This is a genomic window from Streptomyces sp. NPDC045956 (assembly GCF_056430705.1).
In genome coordinates, this window is sequence record NZ_JBWKKZ010000008.1 from 322026 (window position 1) to 345815 (window position 23790).

Below are 23790 nucleotides of genomic sequence, written 5' to 3' on the forward strand. Positions count from 1 at the left end.
GGGGTTGGGGCCTTTTCTTTTCTCGACTCGCCAAACAAAGGGCGCGCGGCCCATAACACGCTCTGGGTGTTCTTTCCTCCCTCCCCCCCCCCCCCCCCCCCCCGCCACGTTTCTGCTGGGCCGGCCGCGGCCTAGAGCTCCTCGTGCGACGCCACCGCGCGGCGCGCGTCCGCGTCCAGGACGCCCCAGCTGATCAGCTGCTCGGTGAGAACCGAGGGGGACTGGTCGTAGATGACGGCGAGCGTGCGCAGGTCGTCCTGGCGGATCGACAGCACCTTGCCGTTGTAGTCACCGCGCTGCGACTGGATCGTGGCCGCGTACCGCTGGAGCGGGCCCGCCTTCTCGGCCGGCACCGTGGCCAGCCGCTCCAGGTCCAGGACCAGCTTCGGCGGCGGCTCGGCGGCGCCGCCGGGGGTGGTGCCCGGGAGCAGCTCCTGCACGGGAACGCCGTAGAAATCCGCCAGCTCGGCGAGGCGCTGCACGGTCACGGCACGGTCGCCGCGCTCGTACGAACCGACCACGACGGCCTTCCAGCGGCCCTGTGACTTCTCCTCGACACCGTGGAGGGAAAGGCCCTGCTGGGTGCGGATGGCCCGGAGCTTGGCCCCGAGCTGTTTGGCGTATTCGCTGGACATATGGCTCCCCGGACAAGGTGTCGACGCGGACTGCTGGTGCGTGCCGCGCGGCTGGTAACTCACTGTGAGGTTACGCAGCGTTACTCTCCTGCGTCAAGCCGAATGGTCCGCACCGACTCTTCCGTGGTATCCGCTCTCCATTGCTCCAAGCGGGTGACGTGAGGGTGGCAGAAGGGTGACGGGGGAGTGTCCGGGGGGTCACCGGGGCCGCTCTGTGAGCCTGATACCGTGGGTGACGCACATCCCGACGTCCTTTAAGGTCCGTCCCGTGAGGCGGAGAAGGAGGTCCGTTTCGTATGGACAAGCACAGCAGGCAGGGCGAGCGCGACGAGCCGGGCACGCGGACCGACGCCCAGGCGGACGCCAGGCCCGTTCTCGAAGGCCCCGACATCGCACGGGTCCTGACCCGTATCGCCCACGAGATCGTCGAACGCGCCAAGGGCGCCGACGACGTGGTGCTCCTCGGCATCCCGACCCGCGGCGTCTTCCTCGCCCGGCGGCTCGCCGACAAGCTGGAGCAGATCACCGAGCGGAAGATGCCGGTCGGCTCGCTCGACATCACCATGTACCGCGACGACCTGCGCATGCACCCGCCGCGCGCCCTGGCCCGCACCGAGATCCCCGGTGACGGCATCGACGGCCGCCTGGTCGTCCTCGTCGACGACGTGCTCTTCTCCGGCCGCACCATCCGGGCCGCCCTCGACGCGCTGGGCGACATCGGCCGCCCGCGCGCGGTGCAGCTCGCCGTCCTCGTCGACCGCGGCCACCGCGAACTGCCCATCCGCGCCGACTACGTCGGCAAGAACCTCCCGACGTCGCTGCGGGAGACGGTCAAGGTCCAGCTCGCCGAGGAGGACGGTCGCGACACCGTGCTGCTCGGTGCCAAGCCGGCCGCCCCGGGCGCCCACCCCTAGCACCCCGCGTACGCGCGCCCTCGGGCCGTACGCCCGCTCGGTGTGCCCACGCGCACGCCCGGCCGCCCGAATTATCCCGCTCTTCCGCAAGAATCGCCCTACGGAGCCTGACAGATGCAGCGTCATCTCATCTCGGCCGCCGACCTCACCCGCGACGACGCCGTCCTGATCCTCGACACCGCCGAGGAGATGGCCCGGGTCGCGGACCGGCCGATCAAGAAACTGCCGACCCTGCGCGGCCGTACCGTCGTCAACCTCTTCTTCGAGGACTCGACCCGGACCCGGATCTCCTTCGAGGCGGCCGAGAAGCGCCTGTCCGCGGACGTCATCAACTTCACCGCCAAGGGATCGAGCGTCTCCAAGGGCGAGTCGCTCAAGGACACCGCGCAGACCCTGGAGGCGATGGGCGTCGACGCCGTCGTCATCCGGCACGGCGCCTCGGGCGCCCCCTACCGCCTGGCCACCTCGGGCTGGATCGACGCCCACGTCATCAACGCCGGTGACGGCACCCACCAGCACCCCACGCAGGCCCTGCTGGACGCCTTCACCATGCGCCGCCGGCTGGTCGGCCGCGACGCCGGCCTCGGCAGGGACCTCGACGGCCGCCGCGTCACCCTGGTCGGCGACATCCTGCACAGCCGCGTCGCCCGCTCCAACGTCGACCTGCTGCACACCCTCGGCGCCGAGGTCACCCTCGTCGCCCCGCCCACCCTGCTGCCCGTCGGCGTCGAGACCTGGCCCTGCGAGGTCTCCTACGACCTCGACTCCACGCTGACCAAGTCCGACGCGGTGATGCTGCTGCGCGTGCAGCGCGAGCGCATGAACGCCGCGTTCTTCCCCACCGAACGCGAGTACTCCCGCCGCTACGGCCTAGACGGCGAGCGCATGGCGAAGATGCCCGACCACGCCATCGTCATGCACCCCGGCCCGATGGTGCGGGGCATGGAGATCACCGCCGAGGTCGCCGACTCCGACCGCTGCACCGTCGTCGAGCAGGTCACCAACGGCGTCTCCGTCCGGATGGCCGTCCTGTACCTGCTGCTCGGCGGCGCCGAGCCCGCCGTCGCCCACCCGTCGCCCGCCACCACCCTTTCAACGGGGCGCTCCGCGCCCGCCTCCGAACTCCGCACCACCGAGGAGAAGTAAGACGATGAGCAAGACCCTGATCCGCGGTGCGAAGGTGCTCGGCGGCGAGCCGCAGGACGTGCTGATCGACGGCGGCACCGTCGCCGAGGTCGGCACCGGCCTCTCCGCCGAGGGCGCCGAGGTCGTAGAGGCCGCCGGCAAGGTGCTGCTGCCGGGCCTGGTCGACCTCCACACCCACCTGCGCGAGCCCGGCCGCGAGGACTCCGAGACGGTCCTGACCGGCACCCGCGCGGCGGCGAGCGGCGGCTACACCAACGTCTTCGCCATGGCCAACACCTTCCCGGTCGCCGACACGGCCGGCGTCGTCGAGCAGGTCTGGCGGCTCGGCCAGGAGTCCGGCTACTGCGACGTGCAGCCCATCGGCGCCGTCACCGTCGGCCTGGAGGGCAGCAAGCTCGCCGAGCTGGGCGCCATGCACGAGTCCGCGGCCGGCGTCACCGTCTTCTCCGACGACGGCAAGTGCGTCCACGACGCGGTGATCATGCGCCGTGCCCTGGAGTACGTGAAGGCCTTCGGCGGCGTCGTCGCCCAGCACGCCCAGGAGCCCCGGCTCACCGAGGGCGCCCAGATGAACGAGGGCGTCGTCTCCGCGGAGCTGGGACTCGGCGGCTGGCCCGCGGTCGCCGAGGAGTCGATCATCGCGCGGGACGTGCTGCTCGCCGAGCACGTCGGCTCCCGCGTCCACATCTGCCACCTCTCGACGGCCGGCAGCGTCGAGATCGTCCGCTGGGCCAAGTCCCGCGGCATCGACGTCACCGCCGAGGTCACCCCGCACCACCTGCTCCTCACCGACGAGCTGGTCCGGTCGTACAACCCGGTCTACAAGGTCAACCCGCCGCTGCGAACCGAGCGGGACGTGCTCGCCCTGCGCGAGGCGCTCGCCGACGGCACCATCGACATCGTCGCCACCGACCACGCCCCGCACCCGCACGAGGACAAGGACTGCGAGTGGGCCGCCGCCGCCATGGGCATGGTGGGCCTGGAGACCGCGCTGTCGGTGGTCCAGGAGACCATGGTGGACACGGGCCTGCTGGACTGGGCCGGCGTCGCCGACCGGATGTCCTTCAAGCCCGCGCAGATCGGACAGGCCACCGGGCACGGCCGTCCCGTCTCGGCTGGTGAGCCCGCCAACCTCACCCTCGTCGACACGGCATACCGTGGCCAGGTGGACCCCGCGGGCTTCGCCTCGCGCAGCCGCAACACCCCCTACCAGGGGCGTGAGCTGCCGGGCCGTGTGACACACACGTGGCTGCGGGGCAAGGCCACGCTCGTCGACGGGAAGCTCACGTGACACCTGTAATCCTGCTGGCCGCCGAGAAGGAATCGGCGGAAGTGACCGACTGGGCAGCCCGTATCGGCTGGGTCGTCGGCCTCGGCCTGTTCGTCGCGCTCGTCTACTGGCTGATGCGCGAGGGCTGGAAGTGGCGCAGCACCCTCCAGTCGGACCTGCCGGAGCTGCTCGACGCGCCGGACGCCCCCGGCCCGGCGAGACTGGGCATGAGCGGCCGCTACCACGGCTCCACCACCGCCGGTCAGTGGCTGGACCGCATCGTGGCGCACGGCCTGGGCACCCGCAGCCGGGTCGAGCTCACCCTGACGGACGCGGGACTGGACGTGGTACGTCCCGGCGCGACCGACTTCTTCGTCCCCGTCACCGCGCTGCGCGAGGCCCGGCTCGACAAGGGCATCGCCGGCAAGGTGCTCACCGAGGGCGGCCTGCTGGTCGTCACCTGGGAACACGGCGACAAGCTGATCGACTCCGGCTTCCGCTCCGACCACGCGGCCGAGCACAACGAGTGGGTCGAGACCCTGAACGACATGATCAACAAGACGGAAACGGAAGGCGCACGATGACGACCTCCACCAGGGGAGTGACCAGGACTCCCGCCGTACTCGTCCTGGAGGACGGCCGGATCTTCCGCGGCCGTGCCTACGGGGCCGTGGGGGCCACGTTCGGCGAAGCCGTGTTCTCCACCGGCATGACCGGCTACCAGGAGACCCTCACCGACCCGTCGTACCACCGCCAGGTCGTCGTGATGACCGCCCCGCACGTGGGCAACACCGGCGTCAACGACGAGGACATGGAGTCCAAGAAGATCTGGGTCTCCGGCTACGTCGTGCGCGACCCCGCGCGCGTGCCCTCCAGCTGGCGCTCCACGCGCACCCTGGACGAGGAACTGGCCGCCCAGGGCGTCGTCGGCATCTCCGGCATCGACACCCGCGCCCTCACCCGCCACCTGCGCGAGCGCGGCGCCATGCGCGTCGGCATCTTCAGCGGCGAGGCGATCCAGGACGACGCCGCGCTGCTGGCCCGCGTCCAGGAAGCCCCCGAGATGACCGGCGCCGACCTCTCCGCGGAGGTCGCCACCACCGAGGCGTACGTCGTCCCGGCGATCGGCGAGAAGAAGTTCACCGTCGCCGCGATCGACCTCGGCATCAAGGGCATGACCCCGCACCGCATGGCCGAGCGCGGCATCGAGGTGCACGTCCTGCCCGCCACGGCCACCGTCGAGGACGTCTACGCCGTCAACCCTGACGGCGTGTTCTTCTCCAACGGTCCCGGCGACCCCGCCACCGCCGACCACCCGGTCTCCGTGATGCGGGGCGTCCTGGAGCGCGGCACCCCGCTCTTCGGCATCTGCTTCGGCAACCAGATCCTGGGCCGCGCCCTCGGCTTCGGCACCTTCAAGCTGAAGTACGGCCACCGCGGCATCAACCAGCCGGTGCAGGACCGGACGACCGGCAAGGTCGAGGTCACCGCGCACAACCACGGCTTCGCCGTCGACGCCCCGCTCGACAAGGTCTCCGAGACCCCCTACGGGCGCGCCGAGGTCTCCCACGTGTGCCTCAACGACAACGTGGTGGAAGGCCTCCAGCTCCTGGACCGGCCGGCCTTCAGCGTCCAGTACCACCCCGAGGCGGCGGCCGGCCCGCACGACGCCGCCTACCTGTTCGACCGCTTCACGTCTTTGATGAGCACCGCTTCGATGGAGGGCCAGCGTGCCTAAGCGCTCCGATATCCAGTCCGTCCTGGTCATCGGCTCCGGCCCGATCGTCATCGGCCAGGCCGCCGAGTTCGACTACTCCGGCACCCAGGCCTGCCGCGTGCTCAAGGCCGAGGGCCTGCGCGTCATCCTGGTGAACTCCAACCCGGCGACGATCATGACCGACCCGGAGATCGCCGACGCCACCTACGTCGAGCCGATCACCCCCGAGTTCGTCGAGAAGATCATCGCAAAGGAGCGCCCCGACGCGCTGCTGCCCACCCTGGGCGGCCAGACGGCGCTCAACACCGCCATCTCGCTGCACGGCAACGGCGTCCTGGAGAAGTACGGCGTCGAACTGATCGGCGCCAACGTCGAGGCCATCAACAAGGGCGAGGACCGCGACCTGTTCAAGGAGGTCGTCGAGGAGGTCCGCAAGAAGATCGGCCACGGCGAGTCGGCCCGCTCCTACATCTGCCACTCCATGGACGACGTCCTCAAGGGCGTCGAGGAGCTCGGCGGCTACCCGGTCGTCGTCCGCCCCTCCTTCACGATGGGCGGCGCCGGCTCCGGCTTCGCCCACGACGAGGAGGAGCTGCGCCGCATCGCCGGGCAGGGCCTCACCCTCTCGCCGACCACCGAGGTGCTCCTGGAGGAGTCCATCCTCGGCTGGAAGGAGTACGAGCTGGAGCTGATGCGCGACAAGAACGACAACGTCGTGGTCGTCTGCTCCATCGAGAACTTCGACCCCATGGGCGTCCACACCGGCGACTCGATCACCGTCGCCCCCGCGATGACGCTGACCGACCGCGAGTACCAGGTGCTGCGCGACGTCGGCATCGCGATCATCCGCGAGGTCGGCGTCGACACGGGCGGCTGCAACATCCAGTTCGCCGTCGACCCGGTGGACGGCCGCGTCATCGTCATCGAGATGAACCCGCGCGTGTCGCGTTCCTCGGCGCTCGCCTCCAAGGCGACCGGCTTCCCGATCGCGAAGATCGCGGCCAAGCTCGCCGTGGGCTACACGCTGGACGAGATCCCCAACGACATCACGGAGGAGACCCCGGCCTCCTTCGAGCCCACCCTCGACTACGTGGTGGTCAAGGCTCCGCGCTTCGCCTTCGAGAAGTTCCCCTCGGCGGACTCCACGCTGACGACCACCATGAAGTCGGTCGGCGAGGCCATGGCCATCGGCCGCAACTTCACCGAGGCCTTCCAGAAGGCGCTGCGCTCGCTGGAGAAGAAGGGCAGCCAGTTCACCTTCGTCGGCGAGCCCGGCGACAAGACCGCGCTCCTCGAAGAGGCCTTCCGGCCCACCGACGGCCGGATCAACGCCGTCATGCAGGCCATCCGCGCCGGCGCCACGCCCGAGGAGGTCTTCGCGTACACGAAGATCGACCCCTGGTTCGTCGACCAGCTCTTCCTGATCAAGGAGATCGCCGACGAGCTGGCAGAGTCGCCCGAGCTGACCACCGACCTGCTCGCCGAGGCCAAGCGGCACGGCTTCTCCGACCAGCAGATCGGCGAGATCCGCGGCCTGCGCGAGGACGTCGTCCGCGAGGTCCGGCACGCGCTCGGCATCCGCCCGGTCTACAAGACGGTCGACACCTGCGCCGCCGAGTTCGCCGCGCGGACGCCGTACTTCTACTCCTCCTACGACGAGGAGAACGAGGTCGCGCGCCGCGAGAAGCCGGCCGTGATCATCCTGGGCTCCGGCCCGAACCGCATCGGCCAGGGCATCGAGTTCGACTACTCCTGCGTCCACGCCTCCTTCGCGCTCAGCGACGCCGGCTACGAGACCGTGATGGTCAACTGCAACCCGGAGACCGTCTCCACCGACTACGACACCTCCGACCGGCTGTACTTCGAGCCGCTCACCCTGGAGGACGTCCTGGAGATCGTCCACGCGGAGCAGCAGGCCGGTCCGGTCGCGGGCGTCATCGTCCAGCTCGGCGGCCAGACCCCGCTGGGCCTGTCCCAGGCGCTCAAGGACAACGGCGTGCCGGTCGTCGGCACCTCGCCCGAGGCCATCCACGCCGCCGAGGACCGCGGCGCCTTCGGCCGGGTCCTGAAGGAGGCGGGCCTGCCCGCCCCCAAGCACGGCACCGCCACCACCTTCACCGAGGCCAAGGCCATCGCCGACGAGATCGGCTACCCGGTCCTCGTGCGGCCCTCCTACGTCCTCGGCGGACGCGGCATGGAGATCGTCTACGACGAGACCCGCCTGGAGTCGTACATCGCAGAGTCGACCGAGATCAGCCCGTCCCGCCCGGTCCTGGTCGACCGGTTCCTGGACGACGCCATCGAGATCGACGTCGACGCCCTGTACGACGGCGAGGAGCTGTACCTCGGCGGCGTCATGGAGCACATCGAGGAGGCCGGCATCCACTCCGGCGACTCGGCGTGCGCCCTGCCCCCCATCACGCTGGGCGGCTTCGACATCAAGCGGCTGCGCGCCTCCACCGAGGGCATCGCCAAGGGCGTCGGCGTGCGCGGCCTGATCAACATCCAGTTCGCGCTGGCCGGCGACATCCTCTACGTCCTGGAGGCCAACCCGCGCGCCTCGCGCACCGTCCCCTTCACCTCGAAGGCGACCGCGGTGCCGCTGGCCAAGGCCGCCGCCCGCATCTCGCTCGGCGCCACCATCGCCGAGCTGCGCGCCGAGGGACTGCTCCCGGCAAGCGGCGACGGCGGCGAGCTGCCGCTGGACGCGCCGATCTCCGTCAAGGAGGCCGTGATGCCGTGGTCCCGCTTCCGGGACATCCACGGCCGCGGCGTCGACACGGTGCTCGGCCCGGAGATGCGCTCCACCGGAGAGGTCATGGGCATCGACTCCGTCTTCGGCACGGCCTACGCCAAGTCGCAGGCGGGCGCGTACGGCCCGCTGCCGACCAAGGGGCGTGCCTTCATCTCGGTCGCCAACCGCGACAAGCGCTCGATGATCTTCCCGGCGCGTGAGCTGGTCGCCCACGGCTTCGAGCTGATGGCCACCTCCGGCACCGCCGAGGTCCTGCGGCGCAACGGCATCAACGCCACCGTCGTGCGCAAGCAGTCCGAGGGCACCGGCCCGAACGGCGAGAAGACCATCGTCCAGCTGATCCACGACGGCCAGGTCGACCTCATCGTCAACACCCCGTACGGCACCGGCGGCCGCCTCGACGGCTACGACATCCGCACGGCGGCCGTGGCCCGCTCCGTGCCGTGCCTGACGACGGTCCAGGCGCTCGCCGCGGCGGTCCAGGGCATCGACGCCCTCACCCACGGCGACGTGGGAGTGCGCTCCCTCCAGGAACACGCCGAGTTCCTGACCGCGGCCCGCGACTGACAGCCCCGAGGGGGACACCGGAAACGGTGTCCCCCTCTTCATGAGGGCAGTCCCTCATGAGGACACCGAGAGCCTGAGAGATGTACGAACTCTTCTTCCGCCTGGTCTTCCGACGCATGGACGCGGAGACCGCCCACCACCTGGCCTTCCGCTGGATCCGCCGCGCCGTCCGCGTCCCCGTCCTGCGCACCTTCGTCGCGGCCGTGCTCGCTCCCCGCCACAAGGAGCTGCGCACCGAGGCCTTCGGCCTGCGGATGCACGGCCCCTTCGGGCTGGCCGCCGGCTTCGACAAGAACGCGGTCGCCATCGACGGGATGGCGATGCTCGGCTTCGACCACGTCGAGATCGGCACCGTCACGGGGGAGCCGCAGCCCGGCAACCCCAAGAAGCGGCTGTTCCGCCTGGTCGGCGACCGGGCCCTGATCAACCGCATGGGCTTCAACAACGACGGCTCGCTCGCCGTGGCCGCCCGCCTGGCCTCCCGGACGCCCGTCTTCCGGACGGTCGTCGGCGTCAACATCGGCAAGACCAAGGTCGTGCCCGAGGAGGAGGCGGCCGGCGACTACGTGAAGTCGGCCGAGCGGCTGGCACCCCACGCCGACTACCTGGTCGTCAACGTGTCGTCGCCGAACACGCCGGGCCTGCGCAACCTCCAGGCGGTCGACCACCTGCGTCCGCTGCTGAGCGCCGTCCGCGAGGCCGCCGACCGCGCGGTCACCGCACGGCGCGTCCCCCTCCTGGTCAAGATCGCGCCGGACCTCGCCGACGAGGACGTCGACGCGGTCGCCGACCTGGCCGTGGAGCTGGGCCTCGACGGCATCATCGCCACCAACACCACCATCGCGCGCGAGGGGCTGGACCTCACCTCCTCGCCCGTCCTCGTCCGGGAGACCGGCGGACTCTCCGGCGCCCCCCTCAAGGAGCGGTCTCTGGAGGTCCTGCGCCGCCTCTACGCGCGCGTGGGCGACAGGATCACCCTGGTGGGCGTCGGCGGCGTCGAGAGCGCCGAAGACGCCTGGCAGCGCATCCTGGCGGGCGCCACCCTGGTCCAGGGCTACAGCGCCTTCATCTACGAGGGCCCCTTCTGGAGCCGCGCCGTCCACAAGGGCCTCGCCGCGCGCCTGCGGCAGAGCCCTTACGCCACCCTCGCCGACGCGGTCGGCGCCGACGTGAGGAAGTCCCGATGAGCGGCACGGCGGTACCCGAACCCTTCGGCGCCCGGCTGCGCCGCGCGATGGACGAGCGCGGCCCGCTGTGCGTCGGCATCGACCCGCACGCCTCCCTGCTCGCCGAGTGGGGTCTCGACGACGACGTCGCGGGCCTGGAGCGCTTCAGCCGCACCGTCGTGGAGGCGGTGGCCGACCGGGTGGCCGTCCTCAAGCCGCAGAGCGCCTTCTTCGAGCGCTTCGGCTCACGCGGCGTCGCCGTCCTGGAGAAGGCGGTCGAGGAGGCCCGGGCGGCCGGCGCCCTGGTCGTCATGGACGCCAAGCGCGGCGACATCGGCTCGACCATGGCCGCGTACGCCGAGTCGTTCCTGCACCGGGACGCCCCGCTGTTCTCCGACGCGCTGACCGTCTCGCCCTACCTCGGGTACGGCTCCCTGAAGCCGGCCGTCGACATGGCGCGCGAGAACGGCGCGGGCCTGTTCGTCCTGGCGCTGACCTCGAACCCGGAGGGCGGCGAGGTCCAGCACGCGGTGCGCGCGGACGGGCGGGGCGTCGGGGCGACGATGCTGGCGCACCTGGCGGCCGAGAACGCGGGCGAGGAGCCGCTCGGCTCCTTCGGTGCCGTGGTGGGCGCCACCCTCGGCGACCTGTCGTCGTACGACCTGGACATCAACGGCCCGCTCCTGGCGCCGGGCATCGGCGCCCAGGGAGCCACCCCCGCGGACCTGCCCCGGGTCTTCGGCGCCGCGTCGCGCAACGTCGTACCCAACGTCAGCCGGGGTGTTCTCCGTCACGGGCCCGATGTGGACGCGTTGCGGACGGCCGCGGACCGCTTCGCGGAGGAGATCCGCGGCGCGGTCACGACCGCCTGAGCCTGGATACATCCTCAAATCCGAGGCAGTATGTCAGGAATGTCCGTCCTGACGGAGGCTGACCAGGACTTTTCCGCTGTTCTCGCTGACTCTGAAGGACTTGGACGCTAGTCTCCGGGAAGAGTCAACGGGCGAGCGTGTTGCTCGTGGCTCCCCAGGTGTGGGGCGACTAGGTTCCTCACCGGTCCGTATCCGACAGTTCGACATCCGAGGTGACGTAGGCGTGGCTCTTCCGCCCCTTACCCCTGAACAGCGCGCAGCCGCGCTCGAAAAGGCCGCCGCGGCTCGCCGGGAGCGGGCCGAGGTCAAGAATCGACTCAAGCACTCCGGCGCCTCCCTCCACGAGGTCATCAAGCAGGGCCAGGAGAACGACGTCATCGGCAAGATGAAGGTCTCCGCCCTCCTCGAGTCCCTGCCGGGCGTGGGCAAGGTCCGTGCCAAGCAGATCATGGAGCGACTGGGCATCTCCGAGAGCCGCCGTGTGCGCGGGCTCGGTTCCAACCAGATCGCCTCCCTGGAGCGCGAGTTCGGCAGCACCGGCAGCTGAGTCCGGACCACTCCGGGATTGCTGGAATAATCGCTGCATGGCTGCAACACCCCGGGGGACGTCCCCCGTACCCCCGGACGCACGTCCGCGGCTGACCGTGCTCTCCGGCCCCTCGGGGGTCGGCAAGAGCACGGTCGTCGCCCATATGCGCAAGGAACACCCCGAGGTATGGCTGTCGGTCTCGGCGACGACCCGCCGGCCCCGCCCCGGCGAGCAGCACGGCGTCCACTACTTCTTCGTCACCGACGAGGAGATGGACAAGCTGATCGCCAACGGTGAGCTGCTGGAGTGGGCCGAGTTCGCCGGCAACCGCTACGGCACACCGCGTACGGCCGTGCTGGAGCGCCTGGAGGCCGGTGAGCCGGTGCTCCTGGAGATCGACCTCCAGGGCGCGCGGCAGGTCCGCGAGTCCATGCCGGACGCTCAGCTGGTCTTCCTGGCCCCGCCCTCCTGGGAGGAGCTGGTGCGCAGGCTCACCGGCCGGGGGACCGAGCCGCCCGAGGTCATCGAGCGCCGGCTCGCCGCGGCCAAGGTCGAGCTGGCGGCCGAGTCGGAGTTCGACGAGACCCTGGTCAACACCTCCGTCGGGGACGTGGCCCGCGAGCTGCTAGCCTTGACGAACGTCGTGTGATCGTCACTGGTCAGTCTGTACGCAGTCCGTACGGGCACCCTGTGATCACCCCGACTTCATCTTTCCCATCCATCGGAAGGTAGAGCGTGTCCTCTTCCATCTCCGCGCCCGAGGGCATCATCAACCCGCCGATCGACGAGCTCCTCGAGGCCACGGACTCGAAGTACAGCCTCGTGATCTACGCGGCCAAGCGGGCCCGCCAGATCAACGCGTACTACTCGCAGCTCGGCGAGGGCCTCCTCGAGTACGTCGGTCCGCTGGTGGACACCCACGTCCACGAGAAGCCGCTCTCGATCGCGCTGCGCGAGATCAACGCGGGGCTGCTGACCTCCGAGGCCATCGAAGGCCCGGCGCAGTAACACCGGCGGTACTATTTTCAGCCTCGCGCTGACTTTTCCACAGGCCCGGCAGTCCGACTGTCGGGCCTGTGGTGTGTGATGGGTCGTACGCGTGGTCCGCGCGCGTGGTCCGAGCGCGTTATCCGAACCGGGGAGAGACGGTGGACAAGCCCAAGGTCGTTCTGGGGGTCAGCGGCGGTATCGCCGCCTACAAGGCCTGTGAGCTGCTGCGCAGGTTCACCGAGTCGGGACACGAGGTCCGGGTCGTCCCCACCGCCTCCGCGCTGCACTTCGTCGGCGCCGCCACCTGGTCCGCCCTCTCGGGCAACCCCGTGTCGACCGAGGTGTGGGACGACGTCCACCAGGTCCCGCACGTGCGCATCGGCCAGCACGCCGACCTGGTCGTCGTCGCCCCGGCCACCGCGGACATGCTCGCCAAGGCCGCCCACGGACTCGCCGACGACCTCCTCACCAACACGCTGCTCACCGCCCGCTGCCCGGTCGTCTTCGCCCCCGCCATGCACACCGAGATGTGGGAGCACCCGGCCACCCAGGAGAACGTGGCGACGCTGCGCCGCCGCGGGGCCCTCGTCGTCGAACCCGCCGTCGGCCGCCTCACCGGCGTCGACACCGGCAAGGGGCGGCTGCCGGACCCGGGCGAGATCTTCGAGGTGTGCCGCCGGGTCCTCGCCCGCGGTGCGGCCGAGCCCGACCTCGCCGGCCGCCACGTGGTCGTGAGCGCCGGCGGCACCCGGGAGCCCCTCGACCCGGTCCGCTTCCTCGGCAACCGCTCCTCGGGCAAGCAGGGCTACGCGCTGGCCCGCACCGCCGCCGCCCGGGGCGCCCGCGTCACGCTGGTCGCGGCCAACGCCTCGCTGCCGGACCCGGCCGGCGTGGACGTGGTCCCGGTGGGCACCGCCGTCGAGCTGCGCGAGGCGGTGCTCGCCGCCGCGGCGGACGCCGACGCCGTGGTCATGGCGGCGGCGGTCGCCGACTTCCGCCCGGCGACGTACGCCACCGGCAAGATCAAGAAGAAGGACGACCGGGAACCCGCGCCGATCACCCTCGTGCGCAATCCGGACGTCCTCGCGGAGATCGCCGCGGACCGGGCCCGGCCGGGGCAGGTGATCGTCGGCTTCGCCGCCGAGACCGACGACGTCCTCGCCAACGGACGGGCCAAGCTGAAGCGCAAGGGCTGCGACCTGCTCGTGGTGAACGAGGTGGGGGAGCGCAAGACCTTCGGCTCCGAGGAGAACGAGGCCGTGGTCCTCGGCGCCGACGGCAGCGAGACCCCGGTGGCCCACGGTCCGAAGGAAGAGCTGGCCGAAACCGTGTGGGACCTCGTGGCCGAACGGCTCGGCTGAATGACTCATTCGTTCGGCGGTCCTCGCGAACCCCGGGCTTTCGAGCGTGGCGCCCCTGGCCATCGGCGCTTCGTTCTGGGCAGAATGCCCGTGCCGCAGGTCACAGCCCTCCCGAGAGCTGAGACGGGTGGGTCTGCGGCCGAGTGCGACCGATAAACTGTTCTCGGACGTCGCCGGGTGCAGCTCCCCGTGCCGTCCACCAATGATCAGCCAGCAGCCGCTGCAACCCCAGGGAGCGTTGTGTCCCGTCGCCTTTTCACCTCGGAGTCCGTGACCGAAGGTCACCCCGACAAGATCGCTGATCAGATCAGCGACACCATTCTCGACGCGCTTCTGCGTGAGGACCCGACCTCCCGGGTCGCCGTCGAAACCCTGATCACCACCGGTCTGGTGCACGTGGCCGGTGAGGTCACCACCAAGGCCTACGCGGACATCGCCACGCTGGTCCGCGGCAAGATCCTGGAGATCGGCTACGACTCCTCGAAGAAGGGCTTCGACGGCGCTTCCTGCGGTGTCTCGGTCTCGATCGGCGCCCAGTCCCCGGACATCGCGCAGGGCGTCGACACGGCCTACGAGAACCGGGTCGAGGGCGACGAGGACGAGCTGGACCGGCAGGGCGCCGGCGACCAGGGCCTGATGTTCGGCTACGCGTCCGACGAGACGCCGACGCTGATGCCGCTGCCGGTCTTCCTGGCGCACCGCCTCTCCAAGCGCCTGTCCGAGGTCCGCAAGAACGGGACGATCCCGTACCTGCGTCCCGACGGCAAGACACAGGTCACCATCGAGTACGACGGCGACAAGGCCGTCCGACTTGACACAGTCGTCGTCTCGTCGCAGCACGCGAGCGACATCGACCTGGAATCGCTCCTCGCGCCCGACATCAAGGAGTTCGTCGTCGAGCCGGAGCTGAAGGCGCTGCTGGACGACGGCATCAAGCTCGACACGGAGAACTACCGCCTCCTGGTCAACCCGACCGGCCGTTTCGAGATCGGCGGCCCGATGGGCGACGCCGGTCTGACCGGCCGCAAGATCATCATCGACACGTACGGCGGCATGGCCCGCCACGGCGGCGGCGCCTTCTCGGGCAAGGACCCGTCCAAGGTCGACCGCTCCGCCGCGTACGCGATGCGCTGGGTCGCCAAGAACGTGGTCGCCGCGGGCCTCGCCGCCCGCTGCGAGGTCCAGGTCGCCTACGCCATCGGCAAGGCCGAGCCGGTCGGTCTGTTCGTGGAGACCTTCGGCACCGCCAAGGTCGACGCGGAGAAGATCGAGAAGGCGATCGACGAGGTCTTCGACCTCCGTCCGGCCGCCATCATCCGCGACCTCGATCTGCTCCGCCCGATCTACGCCCAGACCGCCGCGTACGGTCACTTCGGCCGTGAGCTTCCCGACTTCACGTGGGAGCGCACGGACCGCGTGGACGCGCTGCGGAAGGCGGCCGGGCTGTAAGGCTCCCGCCCGACGGCTACGCGGCGAGGCCCGGTGCCCCCCCCAAGGCGGGGGCACCGGGCCTCGGTGCGTGCGGGTCGCGGGCCCGGACCGGGAGGAGCGCATTGCGGCGGGGCGGGCCGCGGCCGGTGCACGGGCGGAGACTCGGGTCCGACCGCGTTGTCAGTGGACTTTGGTAGGAATGCAGGCGTGAGCAGCGAGATCGAACCGGGGGGCGGCGGCGCGGAGGACGCGCCGCCGGAGCAGCTCGCGCTCATCCGGGAGAGCGTGCGCCAGGCGAAGACGCCCCGTGCCAAGCCGCGGACCTGGCGCGGAGCGGCGCTCGCCAAGGAGCTGCCCGTGGCCAGGGTCCTCGTCGACAAGGGCGTACTCCACCTCGACCGGTACTTCGACTACGCCGTTCCCGAGGAGCTGGACGCCGACGCCCAGCCCGGTGTGCGGGTGCGGGTGCGGTTCGGGGCCGGACGCCACCGGGTGCGGGACGGCCGGCGCGAGGGCGGGGGGCTCATCGACGGCTTCCTGGTCGAGCGGCTCGCCGAGTCCGACTACGCGGGGCCCCTCGCCGCCCTGGCCCAGGTGGTGTCGCCCGAGCGGGTGCTCGACGAGGAGCTGCTGGGACTCGCGCGGGCGGTCGCCGACCGGTACGCGGGCAGCCTGGCCGACGTGCTGCAACTCGCCGTGCCCCCGCGCAACGCGCGGGCCGAGAAACGGGCCTCACCGGACCCGCTGCCCCCGCCGCCGGTGCCCGCCCCGGGCCCCTGGACGCGCTACGAGCAGGGAGCGGCCTTCGTCGCGGCCCTCGCCTCCGGCGGCGCGCCGCGCGCGGTGTGGAACGCCTTGCCCGGCCCGCGGTGGAGCGAGGAGCTGGCCCGTGCCGTCGCGGCGACGCTGGCCTCCGGGCGCGGCGCGCTCGTCGTCCTGCCGGACGGACGGGCCGTCGCCCGCGCCGACGCCGCCCTGACCGCCCTGCTCGGCGAGGGACGGCACGCGGTGCTCACCGCCGACGCCGGGCCCGAGAAGCGGTACGCGCAGTGGCTGGCGGTGCGCCGGGGCGCGGTCCGGGCCGTCATCGGGACGCGCGCCGCCATGTTCGCACCGGTGCGCGACCTGGGTCTGGTCGCCCTCTGGGACGACGGCGACGACAGCCACGCCGAGCCCCACGCCCCGCAGCCGCACGCGCGTGACGTCCTGCTGCTGCGCGCCGCCCAGGACCGGTGCGCCTTCCTGCTGGGGGCCTGGAGCTGCACCGTGGAGGCCGCCCAGCTCGTGGAGACCGGCTGGGCCCGGCCCCTGGTCGCCACGCGGGAGCAGGTGCGGTCCGCCGCCCCGCTGGTGCGGACCGTGGGCGACGGAGACCTGGCACGCGACGAGGCGGCCCGGGCCGCGCGGTTGCCGACCCTCGCCTGGCAGGTCGTCCGGGACGGACTGCGGCAGGGGCCGGTGCTCGTGCAGGTGCCCCGGCGGGGCTACGTGCCGAGGATGGCGTGCGCCGCCTGCCGTACGCCCGCGCGGTGCCGGCACTGCTCCGGTCCCCTGGAGGGCCAGGAGTCCGGCGCCGCGCTGCGCTGCGGGTGGTGCGGGCGCGAGGAGGGCGGCTGGCACTGTCCGGAGTGCGGGGCGTTCCGGCTGCGCGCCCAGGTCGTGGGGGCCCGGCGCACGGCCGAGGAGCTGGGACGGGCGTTCCCGGCGGTGCCCGTGCGCACCTCGGGGCGCGAGCACGTGCTGGACACCGTGTCCGACGCTCCCGCTCTGGTCGTGAGTACACCGGGGGCCGAGCCCGTCGCGGAGGGCGGTTACGCGGCGGCCCTGCTGCTCGACGGCTGGGCGATGCTCGGACGGGCCGATCTGCGTGCCGGTGAGGACGCGCTGCGGCGCTGGCTGGCCGCCGCCGCGCTGGTGCGGTCGCAGGGCGCCGGGGGCACCGTCGTCGCGGTCGCCGAGCCGACCCTGCGGCCGGTGCAGGCCCTGGTGCGCTGGGACCCCGTCGGCCATGCGGTGCGGGAGCTGGCCGAGCGGGCCGAGCTGGGCTTCCCGCCGGTGTCCCGGATGGCGTCGGTGGCGGGCCCGCCGGACGCGGTGGCCGGTTTCCTGCGGGCCGTGGAGCTGCCGGCCGAGGCCGAGGTGCTGGGTCCGGTGCCGCTGCCGGTCACGTCCGCGGGGCGCCCCCGACGGGTGGGTGATCCGCCGCCGGGGGAGCACTGGGAGCGGGCGCTGGTCCGGGTGCCACCGGGGCGCGGCGCGGCGCTGGCGGGTGCGCTGAAGGCCGCTCAGGCGGCCCGGATGGCGCGGGGGAGCGAGACGGCGGTGTGGGTGCGGATCGATCCACCCGACATCGGGTGAGCCGCGCCAGGTTGGACGTGAGCATGGGCATGCCGTCGCGTGCGCGGCGGGCGTGCGGCGGAGGGCGTGCGGCGGAGGGCCGGTGGCGGCTCACCGTCCGGGGGCGGGCGAAGGTCTGCCGCCCGGGGAGGGCATACGGAGGCCCGCTGCCCGGGAAGGGCGGGCGGGGAGGGCTGCCGTCCGGGCGTGCGGGTGGAGGCTCGCTGCCCCCGGCGTGCGGGTGGAGGTCTGCCGTCCGGGGGGTGCGGACGGCAGACCCGCTGCGGAGTACGGGCGGAGGCCCGCCCTCCGCGCAGGCAGAAAGAGGCCCACCGCCCCCGGAGTGCGGTGCGGGCGGTGGGCCGGTGGGTGTGTGTGGTCAGCCGTTGCGCGGGCCGGGGAAGGTGGTCGGCCGGACGTCGTCGCGCAGGGCCGGACTGCCCGCGGTCGGCTGGGTCGGCATGGACCGGGCGGCCGGGACCGTGGGCACGGAGGGCAGGGCGGAGCCCACGTTGACCGTGCGGGCGCCCGCCGACTCCGGTGCGTGCTCGGGGGTCTCGGCGGCGGGCGCGTTCTGGGCCGCGGCGCGACGGGACCCGTAGCGGCGGTGCACCGCCTGCTTGGTGACGCCGAGCGCGGAGCCCACCGCGTCCCACGAGAAGCCGAGCGAGCGGTCGAAGTCCACGGCTGCCGTGACCAGCGTCTCGACACTGTCCCGCAGCTCCTGGGCGAGACGGACGGTCGGCGCGGGGGCGCGTCCGTACACCACGAAGCCCGTGGAGGGGCCGGAGCGGCGCGGACGGTAGACGTTGCCCAGCTGGGCGGTGAGGGTGCGCAGTGCGTCCACCTGCCGGCGGACCCGCTCGATGTCCCGCACCAGCAAGTGCAGGCTGGCCCGAGCCTGGGCGTCGTGGGTTGCGTGGTCGGCCATGAACAAGCCTCTCGAACCGGCGTTGAAAGGGATCGGGCCGCGCGGGCGGTCCGGTGTGGTCAACTCTTCCTTGACCAACGCGTGGAGGCTCCGCTGGTCACGGGGTGGGGGCGTGGCGGCATATGCGTGCGCCTGGTCGGACGGGTCGTGCGCCTCGGCCTCCGGCCGGCCGCCGATGTCCTCCTGGCCCGCCCACCCCACCCCACCCTGCCCACCCCACCCAGTCCACCTGCCCCGCCCCGCCGCTCCCCGGTCGGCCGGGAGACCGGGCCCGGCCTCGGGGTGCGCCGCCGTCCGCGGTGCTGGTCGTCCCCGGCCTCGTAGACTGGTGCGTCGCCCGCATCCGTCCCCGCCCGAGAGGCCCGTCCCACCCATGAAGCTCGTCTTCGCCGGTACCCCCGAGGTCGCCGTTCCCGCCCTGGACGCCCTGATCGCCTCCGGGCGCCACGAGGTGGCCGCCGTCGTCACGCGGCCCGACGCTCCGGCCGGACGCGGGCGCCGGCTGGTCGCCTCTCCCGTGGCCGAGCGGGCCGAGGAGGCCGGGATCGAGGTGCTCAAGCCCGCGAAGCCCCGCGACCCCGACTTCCTGGAGCGGCTGCGCGAGATCGCGCCCGACTGCTGCCCGGTCGTCGCCTACGGAGCCCTGCTGCCCCGCGTCGCCCTGGACGTGCCCGCCCGCGGCTGGGTCAACCTGCACTTCTCCCTGCTGCCCGCATGGCGCGGCGCCGCCCCCGTGCAGCACTCCCTGATGGCGGGCGACGAGATCACCGGCGCGTCGACCTTCCTGATCGAGGAGGGCCTCGACTCCGGCCCCGTCTACGGCACGGTCACCGAGACCGTCCGCCCCACCGACACCAGCGGCGACCTGCTGACCCGGCTCGCCTTCGCCGGCGCCGGGCTGCTCGCGGCCACCATGGACGGCATCGAGGACGGCAGCCTGGAGGCCGTTCCGCAGCCGGCCGACGGCGTCACCCTGGCCCCGAAGATCACCGTCGAGGACGCCCGGATCGACTGGGCGGCCCCGGCGCTGCGCGTGGACCGGGTGGTGCGCGGCTGCACCCCTGCCCCCGGCGCCTGGACCACCTTCCGGGGCGAGCGGCTCAAGCTCGTGCAGGCCGTGCCCGTGGCCGACCGGACCGACCTGGCCCCCGGGCAGCTCGCCGCGGGCAAGAACAACGTGTACGTCGGCACCGGCTCGTACGCCGTCGAGCTGCTGTGGGTGCAGCCCCAGGGCAAGAAGCCGATGCGGGCCGCCGACTGGGCGCGCGGGGTGCGCATCGCCGAGGGCGAGTCGCTCGACGGCTGACCTCGGCCTCCGCGCCACCGTCCACCGGCCCGACGTACGCTGGTGGACGCTATTCATCCCACACCCGGAGCACCTTTTCGTGAGCGAGCAGCCCCGCCGTCCCCGCAAGCCCGGCAAGCCGTACCGCAGGCCCCAGAAGGACCCCGTCCGCCTCCTCGCCTTCGAGGCGCTGCGGGCCGTGGACGAGCGGGACGCGTACGCCAACCTGGTCCTGCCGCCGCTGCTGCGCAAGGCGCGGGAGAAGGACGACGGGTTCGACGCCCGGGACGCGGCGCTCGCCACCGAGCTGGTCTACGGGACGCTGCGCCGCCAGGGGACCTACGACGCGATCATCGCCGCCTGCGTCGACCGGCCGCTGCGGGAGGTGGACCCGCCCGTGCTGGACGTGCTCAGTCTCGGCGCCCACCAGCTGCTCGGCACCCGCATCCCGAGCCACGCCGCCGTGTCGTCCGCCGTGGAGCTGGCGCGGGTCGTGCTCGGTGACGGGCGGGCCAAGTTCGTCAACGCCGTGCTGCGCAAGGTCGCGCGCGACGACCTCGACGGCTGGCTGGAGCGGGTCGCCCCGCCCTACGAGGAGGACCCCGAGGACCACCTCGCCGTCGTGCACGCGCATCCGCGCTGGGTCGTCTCCGCCCTGTGGGACTCGCTCGGCGGCGGCCGGGCAGGCATCGAGGAGCTGCTGGCCGCGGACAACGAGCGGCCCGAGGTGACGCTGGTCGCCCGGCCGGGACGCGCCACGGCCGACGAACTGCTCGGCGAGGAGGCCGCGGTACCCGGCCGCTGGTCGCCGTACGCGGTGCGACTGAGCGAGGGCGGCGAGCCCGGGGCCGTCGAGGCCGTACGGGAGAACCGGGCCGGCGTCCAGGACGAGGGCAGCCAGCTCGTCGCGCTCGCCCTGGCGAACGCGCCCCTGGACGGACCGGACCGCCGCTGGCTGGACGGGTGCGCCGGACCGGGCGGCAAGGCGGCGCTCCTCGGGGCCCTGGCCGCCGAGCGGGGCGCCTTCCTGCTCGCCTCGGAGAAGCAGCCGCACCGGGCCGGGCTCGTGGCCAAAGCCCTGGACGGCAACCCGGGGCCGTACCAGGTGATCACCGCCGACGGCACCCGTCCGGCGTGGCGGCCCGGCAGCTTCGACCGCGTCCTGGTCGACGTGCCGTGCACCGGGCTCGGCGCCCTGCGCCGCCGCCCCGAAGCGCGCTGGCGGCGCCGCCCCGAGGACCTGGACGGCTTCGCCCCGCTCCAGCGCGGGCTGCTGAGCAGCGCCCTGGAGGCGGTACGGGTGGGCGGCGTGGTGGGCTACGCGACCTGCTCACCCCACCTGGCCGAGACCCGTGCGGTGGTCGCCGACGCCCTCAAGCGGCACCCGGACACCGAGCTGCTCGACGCCCGCCCGCTGCTGCCCGGCGTGCCGGACCTGGGCGACGGCCCCGACATCCAGCTCTGGCCGCACCTGCACGGCACCGACGCGATGTACCTGGCCCTGATCCGCCGGACCGCCTGAAGGGACCGAGCCCGAAGGGACCGACCCCGAAGGGTCCGAGCCCGAAGGGACCGAGCCCGAAGGGACCGGAGGGGACGCGGGGCAGGCCGGGGGCGACCGCCTCGCCCGGGACCGATGCCCCCCACCCCCACCGGGCATGGCAGTCTTGGGGCATGGCCGCGCAGATCAACCCCAGCATCCTGTCCGCCGACTTCGCCCGCCTCGCCGACGAGGCCAAGGCGGTGGAGGGAGCCGACTGGCTCCACGTCGACGTCATGGACAACCATTTCGTCCCCAACCTCACGCTCGGCGTGCCGGTCGTGGAGTCGCTGGCCCGCGCGACGGACACCCCGCTGGACTGCCACCTGATGATCGAGGCCCCGGACCGGTGGGCGCCGCAGTACGTGGAGGCGGGCGCGGGGTCGGTCACCTTCCACGTCGAGGCGGCCGCCGCGCCGGTGCGGCTCGCCCGGGAGATCCGGGCCAAGGGCGCCCGCGCGTCCATGGCCCTGAAGCCCGCGACGCCGATCGAGCCGTACGAGGATCTGCTGCCCGAGCTGGACATGCTCCTGGTCATGACGGTTGAGCCGGGCTTCGGGGGGCAGGCGTTCCTCGACATCATGCTCCCGAAGATCCGGCGCACGCGTGAGCTGATCAGGAAGCATGGACTGGAGCTCTGGCTCCAGGTCGACGGCGGGGTGTCGGCGTCGACGATCGAGCGGTGCGCCGAAGCCGGCGCGGACGTCTTCGTCGCGGGTTCCGCCGTGTACGGGGCATCCGACCCGGCCGAGGCGGTACGTGCACTGCGCACGCAGGCCGAGGCGGCGACCGCCAAGGCGTCCTGGGCGTGCGACCACTGAGGAACAGAACGTGAACGGCTCCCATCAGGGCTGATCAAGTGCGCCGAATCTGCAAGGATGAACGGCGTATCCAGAGTGTGAACAGCAGTGAGGAGATCGCCGTGTCGGGTATGTCGGCGGGCCGTTCAGCCATGCGGATGGGACCCGCTGAGCTGGTCCAGGCGGCGGCCATGGCCCGCCGCTTCTACCTCGAGGGCAAATCCAAGATCCAGATCGCCGAGGAGTTCGGCGTCAGCCGCTTCAAGGTGGCCCGGGTCCTGGAGACCGCCCTCGAGCGGGACCTTGTACGAATCGAGATCCGGGTGCCGGCCGAGCTGGACGCGGAGCGCTCCGACGCCCTGCGGGCCCGCTACGGCCTCAGGCACGCCGTCGTGGTGGAGTCCCCGGCCGACGCCGAGGAGACCCCCGACCCGGAGAACCTGGGCGAGGTGGCCGCCGACCTGCTCGGCGAGCTGGTCAACGAGGGCGATGTGCTGGGCCTTGCCTGGGGCCGTTCCACCATCCACATGGCGGCGGCCCTGGACCGGCTGCCGCCGTGCACGGTGGTGCAGCTGACGGGCGTGTACGACGCCGGGACCGCCGAGCGCGGCTCCGTCGAGGCGGTGCGGCGCGCGGCCCAGGTGTCGGGTGGCGACGCCCACCCCATCTACGCGCCGATGCTGCTGCCGGACGCGGCCACCGCCGAGGCGCTGCGCCACCAGACCGGGATCGCCCGGGCCTTCGAGTACTTCGACAAGGTCACGGTCGCCTGCGTCTCCATCGGCTCCTGGGAGCCGGGCATCTCGACGGTGCACGACATGCTCAGCGACGAGGAGCGCGCGCACTACGCCTCGCTCGGTGTCGCCGCCGAGATGTCCGCGCACCTCTTCGACGCCGAGGGGCGCCGGGTCGGGCGGGACCTGGGGGAGCGGTGCATCACGGTCAAGGCCGACCAGCTCCGCCGCATCCCCGAGGTCGTGGCGATCGCCGGCGGCCAGCGCAAGGCGGCGGCGATCGACGCGGTGCTGCGCTCCGGGCTGGTCACCAGCCTGGTGACGGACACGTCGGCCGCGGACTACCTGATGACGGCGGGCTCCGCGCCGAAGTCGACGCTCAACCGGACGGACCCGGACGGCGTCTGACGGCAGGTCAGGACGGGAGGAAGGGCGCGAGATGACCGAGGACCCCGCGGGGCGGCTCGTGGTCACGCTGGACCTCGACGGGGTCACGGACAAGGCGGGCCTGATGGACCGCTGCGCCCGTGACCTGGCCCTGCCCGACTGGTTCGGCCGGAACTGGGACGCGCTCGCCGACACCCTGGCCGACCCCTCGGTCTGGCCCGGGGAGGCCGCGGACCGGGGTCTGGTCCTCGTCGTACGGGGCTGGCGGGCGTACGCCGAGGCGCGGCCGGACGAGTGGGCCGTCGCCGAGGAGGTCTTCGCGGAGGCGACCGACCGCGGTCCGGGGCTCTTCGTGACCCTCGGCCCTGGATGATCCTCCAAGGGGGTCGCCGACCAGCCTGGATGATCTGCCCGGGGGTCGTC

General features: G+C 72.5%; 21 protein-coding genes. 19 read left to right on the forward strand and 2 right to left on the reverse strand.

Annotated features, from left to right (window positions below):
- Positions 1-131 precede the first annotated feature (131 nt).
- A complete protein-coding gene (gene bldD / locus AC07FV_RS22965; protein WP_007447547.1) occupies positions 132-635 on the reverse strand; it encodes a transcriptional regulator BldD in 504 nt (167 codons plus the stop codon).
- A gap of 296 nt (positions 636-931) precedes the next feature.
- On the opposite strand from bldD, the gene pyrR reads away from it, so the two are divergent.
- The 14 genes from pyrR (at position 932) to AC07FV_RS23035 (ending at position 17711) form a co-directional block, all read left to right on the forward strand.
- Complete coding sequence (pyrR, locus tag AC07FV_RS22970) at positions 932-1549, forward strand: bifunctional pyr operon transcriptional regulator/uracil phosphoribosyltransferase PyrR (protein ID WP_479089176.1); 618 nt, start codon at positions 932-934, stop codon at positions 1547-1549.
- A gap of 114 nt (positions 1550-1663) precedes the next feature.
- Entirely contained in the window at positions 1664-2695 is a 1032-nt protein-coding gene (locus AC07FV_RS22975) for an aspartate carbamoyltransferase catalytic subunit (protein ID WP_479089177.1), read from the forward strand.
- Positions 2696-2699: 4 nt separating this feature from the next.
- A complete protein-coding gene (locus AC07FV_RS22980; RefSeq protein WP_384701497.1) occupies positions 2700-3986 on the forward strand; it encodes a dihydroorotase in 1287 nt (428 codons plus the stop codon).
- Entirely contained in the window at positions 3983-4549 is a 567-nt protein-coding gene (locus AC07FV_RS22985; protein ID WP_479089178.1) for a PH-like domain-containing protein, read from the forward strand. The genes AC07FV_RS22980 and AC07FV_RS22985 overlap by 4 nt, the downstream gene beginning before the upstream one ends.
- Positions 4546-5703 (forward strand): glutamine-hydrolyzing carbamoyl-phosphate synthase small subunit, encoded by a 1158-nt coding sequence (gene carA, locus AC07FV_RS22990; RefSeq protein ID WP_479089179.1) that lies wholly within the window; start codon positions 4546-4548, stop codon positions 5701-5703. Before AC07FV_RS22985 ends, carA begins: the two co-directional genes overlap by 4 nt.
- Positions 5696-9004 carry a carbamoyl-phosphate synthase large subunit gene (carB, locus tag AC07FV_RS22995; RefSeq protein ID WP_479089180.1) on the forward strand — a complete coding sequence of 1103 codons (3309 nt, stop codon included), beginning with the start codon at positions 5696-5698 and terminating at the stop codon, positions 9002-9004. The genes carA and carB overlap by 8 nt, the downstream gene beginning before the upstream one ends.
- Positions 9005-9084: 80 nt before the next feature.
- On the forward strand, positions 9085-10191 hold the full coding sequence (locus AC07FV_RS23000) for a quinone-dependent dihydroorotate dehydrogenase (RefSeq protein WP_479089181.1): 1107 nt from the start codon (positions 9085-9087) through the stop codon (positions 10189-10191).
- Positions 10188-11042: an orotidine-5'-phosphate decarboxylase gene (pyrF, locus tag AC07FV_RS23005; RefSeq protein WP_479089182.1), complete on the forward strand. Its 855-nt coding sequence runs from the start codon at positions 10188-10190 to the stop codon at positions 11040-11042. The genes AC07FV_RS23000 and pyrF overlap by 4 nt, the downstream gene beginning before the upstream one ends.
- A 223-nt stretch (positions 11043-11265) precedes the next feature.
- Positions 11266-11589 (forward strand): integration host factor, encoded by a 324-nt coding sequence (locus AC07FV_RS23010; protein ID WP_003977346.1) that lies wholly within the window; start codon positions 11266-11268, stop codon positions 11587-11589.
- A gap of 37 nt (positions 11590-11626) precedes the next feature.
- Positions 11627-12220 carry a guanylate kinase gene (gene gmk / locus AC07FV_RS23015; RefSeq protein WP_479089183.1) on the forward strand — a complete coding sequence of 198 codons (594 nt, stop codon included), beginning with the start codon at positions 11627-11629 and terminating at the stop codon, positions 12218-12220.
- Between the two features lie 86 nt (positions 12221-12306).
- Positions 12307-12579, forward strand: a complete 273-nt coding sequence (gene rpoZ / locus AC07FV_RS23020) for a DNA-directed RNA polymerase subunit omega (protein ID WP_003977348.1) — start codon at positions 12307-12309, stop codon at positions 12577-12579.
- Between the two features lie 140 nt (positions 12580-12719).
- A complete protein-coding gene (gene coaBC, locus AC07FV_RS23025) occupies positions 12720-13922 on the forward strand; it encodes a bifunctional phosphopantothenoylcysteine decarboxylase/phosphopantothenate--cysteine ligase CoaBC (RefSeq protein WP_479089184.1) in 1203 nt (400 codons plus the stop codon).
- A 240-nt stretch (positions 13923-14162) separates the two neighbouring features.
- On the forward strand, positions 14163-15371 hold the full coding sequence (metK, locus tag AC07FV_RS23030; protein WP_383649474.1) for a methionine adenosyltransferase: 1209 nt from the start codon (positions 14163-14165) through the stop codon (positions 15369-15371).
- A gap of 189 nt (positions 15372-15560) precedes the next feature.
- On the forward strand, positions 15561-17711 hold the full coding sequence (locus AC07FV_RS23035; protein WP_479089185.1) for a primosomal protein N': 2151 nt from the start codon (positions 15561-15563) through the stop codon (positions 17709-17711).
- Positions 17712-18069: 358 nt separating this feature from the next.
- On the opposite strand, the gene AC07FV_RS23040 is transcribed toward AC07FV_RS23035, so the two are convergent.
- Positions 18070-18621 (reverse strand): hypothetical protein, encoded by a 552-nt coding sequence (locus tag AC07FV_RS23040; RefSeq protein ID WP_479089186.1) that lies wholly within the window; start codon positions 18619-18621, stop codon positions 18070-18072.
- A gap of 373 nt (positions 18622-18994) precedes the next feature.
- On the opposite strand from AC07FV_RS23040, the gene fmt reads away from it, so the two are divergent.
- The 5 genes from fmt (at position 18995) to AC07FV_RS23065 (ending at position 23740) form a co-directional block, all read left to right on the forward strand.
- Positions 18995-19927: a methionyl-tRNA formyltransferase gene (gene fmt, locus AC07FV_RS23045; RefSeq protein WP_479089187.1), complete on the forward strand. Its 933-nt coding sequence runs from the start codon at positions 18995-18997 to the stop codon at positions 19925-19927.
- A 79-nt stretch (positions 19928-20006) separates the two neighbouring features.
- On the forward strand, positions 20007-21428 hold the full coding sequence (locus AC07FV_RS23050) for an RsmB/NOP family class I SAM-dependent RNA methyltransferase (protein ID WP_479089188.1): 1422 nt from the start codon (positions 20007-20009) through the stop codon (positions 21426-21428).
- A gap of 152 nt (positions 21429-21580) precedes the next feature.
- Positions 21581-22267, forward strand: a complete 687-nt coding sequence (rpe, locus tag AC07FV_RS23055; RefSeq protein ID WP_479089189.1) for a ribulose-phosphate 3-epimerase — start codon at positions 21581-21583, stop codon at positions 22265-22267.
- A 77-nt stretch (positions 22268-22344) separates the two neighbouring features.
- Positions 22345-23388 (forward strand): sugar-binding transcriptional regulator, encoded by a 1044-nt coding sequence (locus AC07FV_RS23060; protein WP_356605640.1) that lies wholly within the window; start codon positions 22345-22347, stop codon positions 23386-23388.
- Between the two features lie 31 nt (positions 23389-23419).
- Positions 23420-23740 (forward strand): barstar family protein, encoded by a 321-nt coding sequence (locus AC07FV_RS23065; RefSeq protein WP_479089190.1) that lies wholly within the window; start codon positions 23420-23422, stop codon positions 23738-23740.
- The last annotated feature ends 50 nt before the right edge of the window (positions 23741-23790 follow it).

Excerpts from the sequence above, each read along its gene's own strand:
- bldD (WP_007447547.1), bottom strand. The coding sequence starts at position 635 with ATGTCCAGCGAATACGCCAAACAGCTCGGGGCCAAGCTCCGGGCCATC.
- pyrR (WP_479089176.1), top strand. The coding sequence starts at position 932 with ATGGACAAGCACAGCAGGCAGGGCGAGCGCGACGAGCCGGGCACGCGG.
- AC07FV_RS22975 (WP_479089177.1), top strand. The coding sequence starts at position 1,664 with ATGCAGCGTCATCTCATCTCGGCCGCCGACCTCACCCGCGACGACGCC.
- AC07FV_RS22980 (WP_384701497.1), top strand. The coding sequence starts at position 2,700 with ATGAGCAAGACCCTGATCCGCGGTGCGAAGGTGCTCGGCGGCGAGCCG.
- carA (WP_479089179.1), top strand. The coding sequence starts at position 4,546 with ATGACGACCTCCACCAGGGGAGTGACCAGGACTCCCGCCGTACTCGTC.
- AC07FV_RS23000 (WP_479089181.1), top strand. The coding sequence starts at position 9,085 with ATGTACGAACTCTTCTTCCGCCTGGTCTTCCGACGCATGGACGCGGAG.
- pyrF (WP_479089182.1), top strand. The coding sequence starts at position 10,188 with ATGAGCGGCACGGCGGTACCCGAACCCTTCGGCGCCCGGCTGCGCCGC.
- gmk (WP_479089183.1), top strand. The coding sequence starts at position 11,627 with ATGGCTGCAACACCCCGGGGGACGTCCCCCGTACCCCCGGACGCACGT.
- AC07FV_RS23040 (WP_479089186.1), bottom strand. The coding sequence starts at position 18,621 with ATGGCCGACCACGCAACCCACGACGCCCAGGCTCGGGCCAGCCTGCAC.
- fmt (WP_479089187.1), top strand. The coding sequence starts at position 18,995 with ATGAAGCTCGTCTTCGCCGGTACCCCCGAGGTCGCCGTTCCCGCCCTG.
- rpe (WP_479089189.1), top strand. The coding sequence starts at position 21,581 with ATGGCCGCGCAGATCAACCCCAGCATCCTGTCCGCCGACTTCGCCCGC.
- AC07FV_RS23065 (WP_479089190.1), top strand. The coding sequence starts at position 23,420 with ATGACCGAGGACCCCGCGGGGCGGCTCGTGGTCACGCTGGACCTCGAC.